The organism is Nocardia tenerifensis NBRC 101015 (assembly GCF_000308715.1).
Lineage (GTDB): Bacteria > Actinomycetota > Actinomycetes > Mycobacteriales > Mycobacteriaceae > Nocardia > Nocardia tenerifensis.
In genome coordinates this window covers 49,541-58,270 of record NZ_BAGH01000607.1, presented here as the reverse complement: position 1 = coordinate 58,270, position 8,730 = coordinate 49,541, and the positions used below count along the sequence as shown (strand labels likewise).

The 8,730-nt window shown below is 67.1% G+C and carries 7 protein-coding genes; 2 read left to right on the top strand and 5 right to left on the bottom strand.

Annotation, left to right across the window (positions count from 1 at the left end; genetic code table 11):
• Positions 1-289 precede the first annotated feature (289 nt).
• The 3 genes from aztD to aztB are packed head-to-tail and all read right to left on the bottom strand — an operon-like array spanning position 290 to position 4,388.
• Positions 290-1,450, bottom strand: a complete 1,161-nt coding sequence (aztD, locus tag ON39_RS42985) for a zinc metallochaperone AztD (protein WP_040742842.1) — start codon at positions 1,448-1,450, stop codon at positions 290-292.
• Positions 1,451-1,482: 32 nt separating this feature from the next.
• Complete coding sequence (aztC, locus tag ON39_RS42980; protein ID WP_040742824.1) at positions 1,483-2,409, bottom strand: zinc ABC transporter substrate-binding protein AztC; 927 nt, start codon at positions 2,407-2,409, stop codon at positions 1,483-1,485.
• Entirely contained in the window at positions 2,406-4,388 is a 1,983-nt protein-coding gene (gene aztB / locus ON39_RS42975) for a zinc ABC transporter permease AztB (RefSeq protein ID WP_040742823.1), read from the bottom strand. Before aztB ends, aztC begins: the two co-directional genes overlap by 4 nt.
• A 46-nt stretch (positions 4,389-4,434) precedes the next feature.
• Here aztB and aztA point away from each other — a divergent pair, with 46 nt between their 5' ends.
• Positions 4,435-5,160: a zinc ABC transporter ATP-binding protein AztA gene (gene aztA, locus ON39_RS42970; RefSeq protein WP_051187848.1), complete on the top strand. Its 726-nt coding sequence runs from the start codon at positions 4,435-4,437 to the stop codon at positions 5,158-5,160.
• A gap of 342 nt (positions 5,161-5,502) precedes the next feature.
• On the opposite strand, the gene ON39_RS42965 is transcribed toward aztA, so the two are convergent.
• Both ON39_RS42965 and ON39_RS42960 read right to left on the bottom strand, forming a co-directional pair.
• Positions 5,503-6,228, bottom strand: a complete 726-nt coding sequence (locus tag ON39_RS42965; protein ID WP_146251321.1) for a hypothetical protein — start codon at positions 6,226-6,228, stop codon at positions 5,503-5,505.
• Positions 6,225-6,863, bottom strand: a complete 639-nt coding sequence (locus ON39_RS42960) for an RNA polymerase sigma factor (protein WP_040742821.1) — start codon at positions 6,861-6,863, stop codon at positions 6,225-6,227. Before ON39_RS42960 ends, ON39_RS42965 begins: the two co-directional genes overlap by 4 nt.
• A 639-nt stretch (positions 6,864-7,502) precedes the next feature.
• Between ON39_RS42960 and ON39_RS42955 the strand changes: the two genes are divergently transcribed.
• Positions 7,503-8,570, top strand: a complete 1,068-nt coding sequence (locus ON39_RS42955) for a hypothetical protein (RefSeq protein WP_146251320.1) — start codon at positions 7,503-7,505, stop codon at positions 8,568-8,570.
• Positions 8,571-8,730 lie beyond the last annotated feature (160 nt).

Here is an 8,730-nt window from a genome sequence, read left to right as displayed (position 1 = left end):
TTGATCAACCTCGCCCCATCGGAGCTGGTCAACCGATCATGACGAACTGGTGGCGGCATCGCCCGAGAAGCCTCAGCCACCAGTTCCCTCTCGGGCTGAATGCACCGGCCGGACTTCGAGGCGGGGCCTAGTTCAGTAGGCGGACGGAGGCCGCTTCCGAACGGCGGATGCTGTTGGGCAGGAAGAGGTTTCGTCTTGCGCGCAACGGCGGGCCCTCGTTGGCCCGGGTAATTCCCATTCGGCGGCCCCGGACCGAATGTCCTGGTTTACTCTGAGCCACGTGGTCCGATCAGTGGCCGACCACGCCGCTCAATTCGTCCGGCGCCGCGGGCAGGGTCGCGCTCGCGGCTATCGCGCCGGTGGCCAGGTCGATGCGGTGCACCTGCTTGGTGGCCGGATCGGACACATAGGCCATTCCGCCCCGGCTGAACAGTGCCGGACGCGGCTCTTGCCATTTCAGCGGCTCCTGCCACGGCGCGAGCACCGGGATGGAGCGGGTGACGGTGCCCGCCGCCGGGTCGATCACGTGCAGGCGACCATCGGTGCCGAGGACCAGCGCCTCGCCTTGCGGCCCGCGCGCCAGTGAGCGGAAGGTGTAGCTGGTGCCGATATCGACCAGCCGCAGTGTGCCGCTGACCGTGTCGATCAGCGAAACCTGCTGGGGCCGTTCTAGTTCGGCGTCCTTGTCCTGCTTGTAGTCGCCGAGCACGATCGGCGAGACGTCGCTGCCCGCCGCGTTTCCGATGCGGCCGTACGGGGTCGGGCTGGTGACCTTGGTGATGGTTCCATTGCGGTAGACGAGAGCGCCTGTCTGGCAGCCGATTACGACTGCCTCGTCCTTGGCGGCGGCCTCACCGTGGACACCGGGGCAGTCCTCGTTGCGGGCGATCTCCTTGCGCTGGGCGTCGAGCACCACGGCCCCGACCCGCTTTTCCTCGGTGCCGAGCGTGACCAGCAGGTTGCCGTTGGCCAGTTGCACCGCGACTCCGTGATGCGGGGCCGCCGTACGGTAGACCTCGGTGGCGGGCTTACCCGAGCCGAGCGAGGCGGAATCGAATGCGGTGACCTCACCGGTGCCGTCGGCGAAGAGCACCGTGCGGCCCGCATGGCGCACCACGTGACCTGGCTTGACGGCGGGGAATTCGGCGCCGGTGAATTTCGCGCCGGCCGCGTCGAAGACTCGGAAGCCGTCCTTGACCGTCACCATCAGGTGCCGGTCGTCGCCGGCCGGGTTGAGCCGATTGAAGCCCTCCAGCCGCACCTCACCGGTCTTGGCCAGCGTTGTCGGGTCGAGGACGTAGATGCCCCCGTTGTACGTGACCGCGATCGGTTCGACGCCGGGAGCCGGCGCCGCCGACTCGGTGGAATCGCTTGTGCCGCAGCCGCTCAGGGCGACCACCGAAACGACGATTCCGGATAGAGCCACTGCCGTGGTGACTCTGGACCGCATGTGCATTCACTACTCCGTGTTCTCTTGGGACATCAGGGATTTGGTGCGGTGAGACCGCGCACGATCGCCGTGGTGTTGGCGCGCGTCATGTCCAGGAAGGTGGCCGCGCCGCCGCCCGGCGCGGTCAGCGACTCGGTGTGCAGCGCGATGACCTGCACCCGCACCCCGGCTTGGTCGGCCAGCACGCGGGCGAGCTTGTCGGGCTGGGAGGAGTCGACGAAGATCGCGCCGACCCCGGCGGTCCGGATGGCGTCCGACAGCGAGCGCAGATCCGACGAACTCGGCGAGGCGAGGGTCGTGCCGCTGGGGATCACCGCCCCGACCACCTGGAAGCCGAAACGTTGTGCGAGATAACCGAAGACGTGGTGGTTGGTGACCAGCTTGCGGCGCTCGGCGGGAATGCCGGCGAACTGCTCGGCGACCCAGTGGTCGAGCTGGTCGAGCTCGGTCAGGTAGCGATCGGTGTTGGCGCGGATCGCCGTCTCATCGATACCGCCGACGTGCTCGATGATCGCGGCGGCGATCGTCCGCACCGCCGCCCGCACCCGCTGCGGATCGGTCCAGAAGTGCGGATCGGGGCGGCCCGCGGATTCGTCGGAGGTGTAGCTGATCGGGTCGACGTGCTCACCGACCGCGAGCGTCGGGACCCCCGCGCTCTGGGCCGCCGACACATGCCGCGCCACGCCTTCCTCGAGCCCGAGCCCGTTGTGCACGACGAGCGCGGCGCGGTCGAGCTTCGCGGCCTGCTGGGCCGAGACCGCGAACGAGTGCGGGTCGGCGTTCGGGCCCATCAGCACCGTCACCTCGGTGGTGTCGCCGGTGATGGCACGGGTCAGATCACCGAGAATGTTGGTGGTGACCACGATTCCGGTGCGCTCACCACCGTCGGCGGTGCATGCGACGAGCAGTGGCGCGAGGATGGCCAGGGCGGTGAACACGCGCAGCATGGTGGTCTTCATTCTCCGGTCTCCACCATGTGGGTCGGTGCGAGATCGGTGGTGAAGGTGCGGGCCAAGCGCAGATTGTCGTTGTAGGCGATCTCGTAGACCTTTCCGCGAGGCCGGTCGTTGACGTACGCGCGCTGGGAATCGACCAGGATCGACGGTGCCGCGACACCATCGGCCAGCGGTTCGAGCAACGCGACCTGGGCTGTCTCCCTTGCGGTTTCGGGATCGAAGCTGTGCAACACTCCGTCGCGGGTCAGGGCGAGCACCGTGGCGCCCTCGCCTGCGGTGTTCACCGCGACGACCGGTCCGACCGGTGCCAGCGCCCAGCTTTTCTTCCGCACGTCGAGCGTCCACACTCCCCGCTCCCCTGCGCGGGCGGTGAGCGTCGCGCTGCCGGGGCGGTGAGTGAACTCCACCGCACGGTCGGCGGCGACCTCGCGCGGGTAGGGAATCTTCTGTCCGATGAAACCGCCGTCCTGCCCAGTCACCACCAAAGCACCGTCGGCACAACCGAATACGACGCCTCGGCGGGTCACCGCACGGCCGCGCGGATCTGCGCACGGCTCGGCGATCGTGGTCACCACCGCGTTGTCGCGGGTGCGCACCTCGACCTTGTCGCCCGCGGTGACCAGCACGTGCCCGGCGTACGGCAGCGCGGCGCCCGCGGTGATCCGCCCGCGCTCGACGATCGAACCCTCATCGAGCGCGCGACGATCCAGCAGCACCGTGTCACCATCTTCGAGCAGCAGCGCCGTCAGCACAGGATCGCTGTGCGCCTGCACCACGCGCCCGGCGAGGGTCCCGACCGCACGGACCGGGGCACGGTAGTAGTGCACGTGATCACCGTGATCGACCATCCATCCCCCGCTGTCCACCACCTGCGTCGAATTCCCCAGGCGCACATAGCCGTAGCGACCATCGCCGACGATTCCGCGCACACCCTCGGCCTGGCCCGCGTCCACGAACTTCTCCGTGGTCAGATCCAGTACCTTGATCGCGCCCTCGTCGGCGAGGATCAGCCGCGATTGCGGCTCGCCGGTCTCCTCGGCGCCGGCCACATAGCCGTGCGGGGTCTCGACCGGCGCAGCCGTCTCGGCGCTCGTTCCACAACCGGCCAGCGGGATCACCGCGAGCGCGCTCGCCGCTACGGCCGCCGTACGAAACCCTTTGCTGCGTAGTCGGTCTCGCAGCATCGCGGCCAGCGCGGATACGAAGAAGAGGGCGACCGCGACGGCCGCGATGGTCGCGCCGCCCGCCGTGCCCGCGTGCCAGGAGATCACGAGCCCCGCGACCGTGGCCACACTGCCCAGCACGGCGGCGAGCACCATCACCATCGGAATTCGGTTGGCCCAGTAGGTCGCCGCCGCCGGAGGCGCGATGAGCAATCCGAAGACCAGCAGCGTGCCGACGATATGGAACGACGCGACGATCGCCAGCGTCACCAGGCCCACCAGTGCCGCGTGCGCGAGCCGCGGACGCAAGCCCAGCGTGTGCGCCTTGCGCGCATCGAAGCTCAGCGCCACGAACGCGCGATGCCCGAGCACCGTGATCAACGCCGCGATGGCCAGCGCCACAAGGAGATACACCAGATCGCGCTCCCGCACCGCCAGCACATCACCGAACAGGAACCCGGTCAGGTCGACGGCGAACGACTGCGAGCGCGACACGATGATCACCCCTGTCGCGAGCATGCCGACGAAAAGCAGCCCGATACCGGTGTCGGCGGATAGCCGCCTGTTGCGGCCGAGCGCGGAGACGCCCAAAGCCATTGCCGCACAACTGATCGCGGCGCCGAGCAGTAAATTTCCGCCGACCAGCGAGGCCACCGCGACGCCCGGCAGCATGCCATGCGCCATCGCGTCCCCCAGAAAAGCCATGCCACGCACCACAACCCACGTGCCCGCGAGCGCGCATACGCAGGAAACAAGCAGGCCGCCCCACAGCGCCCGTTGTACGAAAGCCACCTCGAACGGGGCGAACAACCATTCCACGCACACACCGTATAATGAAAACGATTGTCATTACAAGTGAGGTGAAATGATCCACACCCAGACCCCGAGCGCGCTGCGCCTGTCGGGACTGTCCGCCGGCTACGCCGGTCACCCCGTGCTGAACTCGGTGACCTGCGCGATCCCCTCCGACAAGGTCACCGCGATCATCGGCGCGAACGGATCCGGGAAATCCACGCTGCTCGCGGTACTCGCCGGCGTACTCACCCCCTCGGCGGGGACAGTCCAGCGGGCCACCGACCACCAGCCGGCCTTCGTGGTCCAACACACCGCCGTGCCCGCGACATTGCCGATCACCGTGCGTCAGACGGTCGCCATGGGCCGCTGGGCGCACCGCGGTCCGTGGCGGCGACTGAGCCGAACCGACCGCGACATCATCGACACCTGCCTGGACCGCCTCGGCATCACCGACCTGGCACCCCGCCGGCTCGACACCCTCTCCGGCGGCCAGCGCCAGCGCGCCCTGCTCGCCCAAGCATTGGCCCAGCAGGCCCAGCTACTACTGCTCGACGAACCCGCCGCCGGCCTGGACACCGTTACCCAGCAAGAGATTTCGCGCACCATCCGGGAAATCAGCGCCGACGGCGTCACCGTCGTACAGGCCACCCACGACGCCGAGGAAGCCGCGCGCGCCGACCACTGCCTCTACCTGAGCCGAGGCACCTTGCTCGCCGAGGGCGCACCCGACGACGTCCTCCCCCGATACCGCAGCCTGGCGCCCAGATCTGACCAGCAGATCGTTGTGCGCACCTGACCGGAGAGGCTCCGCGTATTCCTCTGACGAACCGAGGCTGGACCGAGCGCGGCCCGCGGCGCCATCTCGGGCGCACTCCCCGCCGATCACCTGGTGCACCCGCCGACAGCACTCACCTCGACGTCGCAGTGCGTCGCGGCCGAGAACGCCGACCGAGAGACACTCGAGCGTGCCCTCGCCGAGCTCCCGTATCCGGGTCGCGAAATGGGCGGTTGCGACGTACCGAGCGGTTGTACCGTTCGGACGCGATTCTTGATGCCGGACAACGGCTTCGGTGTGGCATAAGCGACTCGACGCGGTGCGCGGACGTGGCGAGACGGCGCAGCGGCAGCGCGACCCACGTCACGTCGCCATCGGGCTCGGTCGCATCTGTGCTGGAACGCACGGCGGGTGCAGTTCTCGGATGCTGTCGGGCGCCTCGTGTTCCACCGATCGACGCGCATTGCCCGCCGCCGAGGGTGTCGACGTGCTCAGCCCAGTCGCCGCGTGACTCTGTCGCCATTTCTTGATCGATGCCAACTGCGAGAGTGCTTGGGTCAGCGGCATCGACAGATCCGCGGCTAGTTCGCCCATGACAGCGAGCATGGTCGCGCTGTCGAGTTCGTGCGCGATCAGAATCTCGTCGAGCACCATCGCGCTGATCGCCTGGGCCAGGCTCAGCGCACGGTCCGGCAGCCAGCTCAATCTCCAGCGCTCCCCGCGGATTCCATCAGCGATACGGACAGCGAACTCTGGCGAGTTCGCGCTGGTGATGCGTAGGCCGGCGACGTTGAGCGCCTGCAAGTACCGATGAATCTGCGAGCCGTGCGAGCCTGCCAGCCAGCTCGTGAGTGCCGACGTCTGGTCAGTCGAGACGGAAGTGTATGCCGGCGACCCGAGCTCGTCCGAACCGCGGCCGGGACGACGTGCCTCGAGTCGGGCGATCGAGTTCTTGAGCCGGGCAAGACCCGCTTCGACGTCGTAGCGGAATTCCGGGTCGCGCTGGGCGAGATGACTGTCCAGCTCAACGAATACCTGGTAAATCGTGCCCACCGCCGCTCTTTCGGTCCTTTCCGTAACGAACTTCATGCCGTCGTCTCACCTCCGCGTGTCGCTTCCCGGTCGGGAAGCTTCATTTCCGGACTACTCGGAGAGAACTCGATTCGATCCTCGCCGCGGTTCATCACCATCGAGACCTTGCGCCGTGCACGGCACTTGTGCGAATAGACCGTCGACACTGTGGTCTGCACGATGCTCGCGATCTCGGCATCGGTCAGCTGAAGATCCCACGCCATCAACGCCACTCGATACTCCGACGCGGTCAAACAACAGGTCAGCACGTGCCAGAAACGCTCGAGGTCGTCATCGTTGAGCACGCGCTCGGCCGGATTCTCGCTCGCGGCGGCGGGCACGAACATCGGTACGACGGTGTCGTTGTCGTACTCCTCGAGCGGCAGGATCCGCTCCGTGCGCCGTAGTTCGTCGATCACCCGGCGTTTTGCGATGGTCATGATCATTTGCGCTTTTCTGACCTCGGGCTTGCCGAGGAAGTCGCGGTCGTACTGCTGCCAGACGGCAGTGAAGACCTGCTGGACGATGTCGTGTGCTCGGTCGGCGTCGCCGCGAAACTCTCTGCGCGCGAAACGAAATACCGCCGGCGAGAAGGTCCTGAACAGATCATCGAACCTCCGCTCCGCGTTGGCCAGGACATGGCGACGTGTCATCTACCTTGTATCTCTCGGGCTGGATCCATCGAAGTAGCGGCCGGCGACCGTCGCGCAGGTCCTCCGGCCACACCATGAGCTGATACCGCACCGCCGAGTCGGCGGGTGCCGCCGATGACCGCGGTGCGTCGCGGTGCTTTCGACACGATCATTCGGGTCGTGTGGCAAAGCGGGTACTCTCGCGCCCAGCCGGATAGCCAGTCCAACAGCACCATAAACGCCGGTAGAAGAAGTGAACCCCACAGCGCACGCCCCGCAACAGCCGGCCAGCCTTCGGTGATCCACGACGTTGTCATACTTGTTAGTCGCGCAAGCGGCCTGAATTCTTGAGAAGCATCGCGAAAAGACTCCCGCCGCAGGTCGCGAGCCCGCGACGAGCCGCGATCGCCGACTCCGACCAGAGGTCTCGCAACCGGCCGGACAACGGTGAACGCCGCTGCTGTCACCAATCCGATCGGGCAAACGAAAGCCGTTGTGAGACAGACGGATCGACCCCCCACGCGTCTCCACTCGCCGTCGGCGATTCGATCTCGTCATCCCGCACCACGCCGTCGAATACCTGCCGAACCCCGAGACGGTCCCCCCGAACAGTCGTTATGCAACACTGACGCTGTGCAGCCTAAGCGTAGGATTCACTTCGTGGGCAGCTTGCCCGCACAGTTGGATAGCCCGGACAGTGCGATGGCGTTCGCCATCGACACGGCCGGCGACTACCTGGACGGCGTCGTTCCGGGCGGTGAAGCCGATCCATATCGCGCCCAGTGGTACATCAGACCCATCGTCGACCGGCTCGACAGCATCCCGGCACTGGCGCCCGTGCGCCGCGGGGATTGGTCGACGTTGCGTTCCCGCAACACCTTTCGGCTTCGGCCAGGCCGATCGCTGACCGAGGCCGATGTCGACGCCGCGCTCGGCTATGCCGAGGAGACCAGGCGTGCCATGGCGGCGTTGCACGACGTGCGCCGAACCGACCCCGGACTTCGCTTACAGGTAGGCATACCAACGCCCTTCGTCATCGGCTTCATCGCTTTCGAGGCGCGGATGCTCATGCTGCGTCGAGGCTCGCTTCGTCCCGGTGACCGAGTGCTTCCCTACTACCGTCCGATTCTCGACGCCACGGTCAGGGAGATCCTCCGAATCCATGAGATGTTGCGAGACAACGTCGTATTCCAACTCGAACTGGCCGCGGAGACGCTGCTCTGCGCGAAGACACCTGCGGTCCTGCGACAAGGACCGGCCACCGCGGTAGGTCGAGCGATCGCGCACCTGGTCGCGCGCGCCCCCCATGATTCCCGCTTCGGAGTGCACCTGTGCTACGGGAGCCTCGGCGACAAACCGGTCGTGGCGCCGAGATCGGCGGCCTCGGTCGTCGCGCTGGCGAACGCGATCGCGCGATATTGGCCCGCCGGCCGGCATCTCGATTTCCTCCACATGCCCATCGGAAACGGCAAACAAGCGCCGACCCGGCCGGGATACTACGCGCCTCTGTCACGCCTCGAATTGCCTGCCGCTACGCGGGTTATCGCCGGACTCGCGCATCCTGAGCAGCCGCTCGAACAAGCACGACAGGCTCTGGCGGCGGCCGAGTCGGCCTATGGCGGCGCGTTGGACGTCGCGGCCCCCTGCGGTCTAGGTCGCTATACGACCGTCGACCGAGCGCGGTCCGCGGTAGCACACGCAGTCGCCTTGGCTCGAACAGACCCGTGAAACGGCGAAACCCGCGACGACGAATTCTTCGACAGTGCCGTGCGCACGGCCGAGCCCGACCAGCGACGAGCTGCCGAAAGCAAGTGCCGTGTGTTCAATCACGTTGTGTCCGAATATGGTTCGGCGACGGCACAAACCGAGGGGCCGGTTCGGGCGCGCG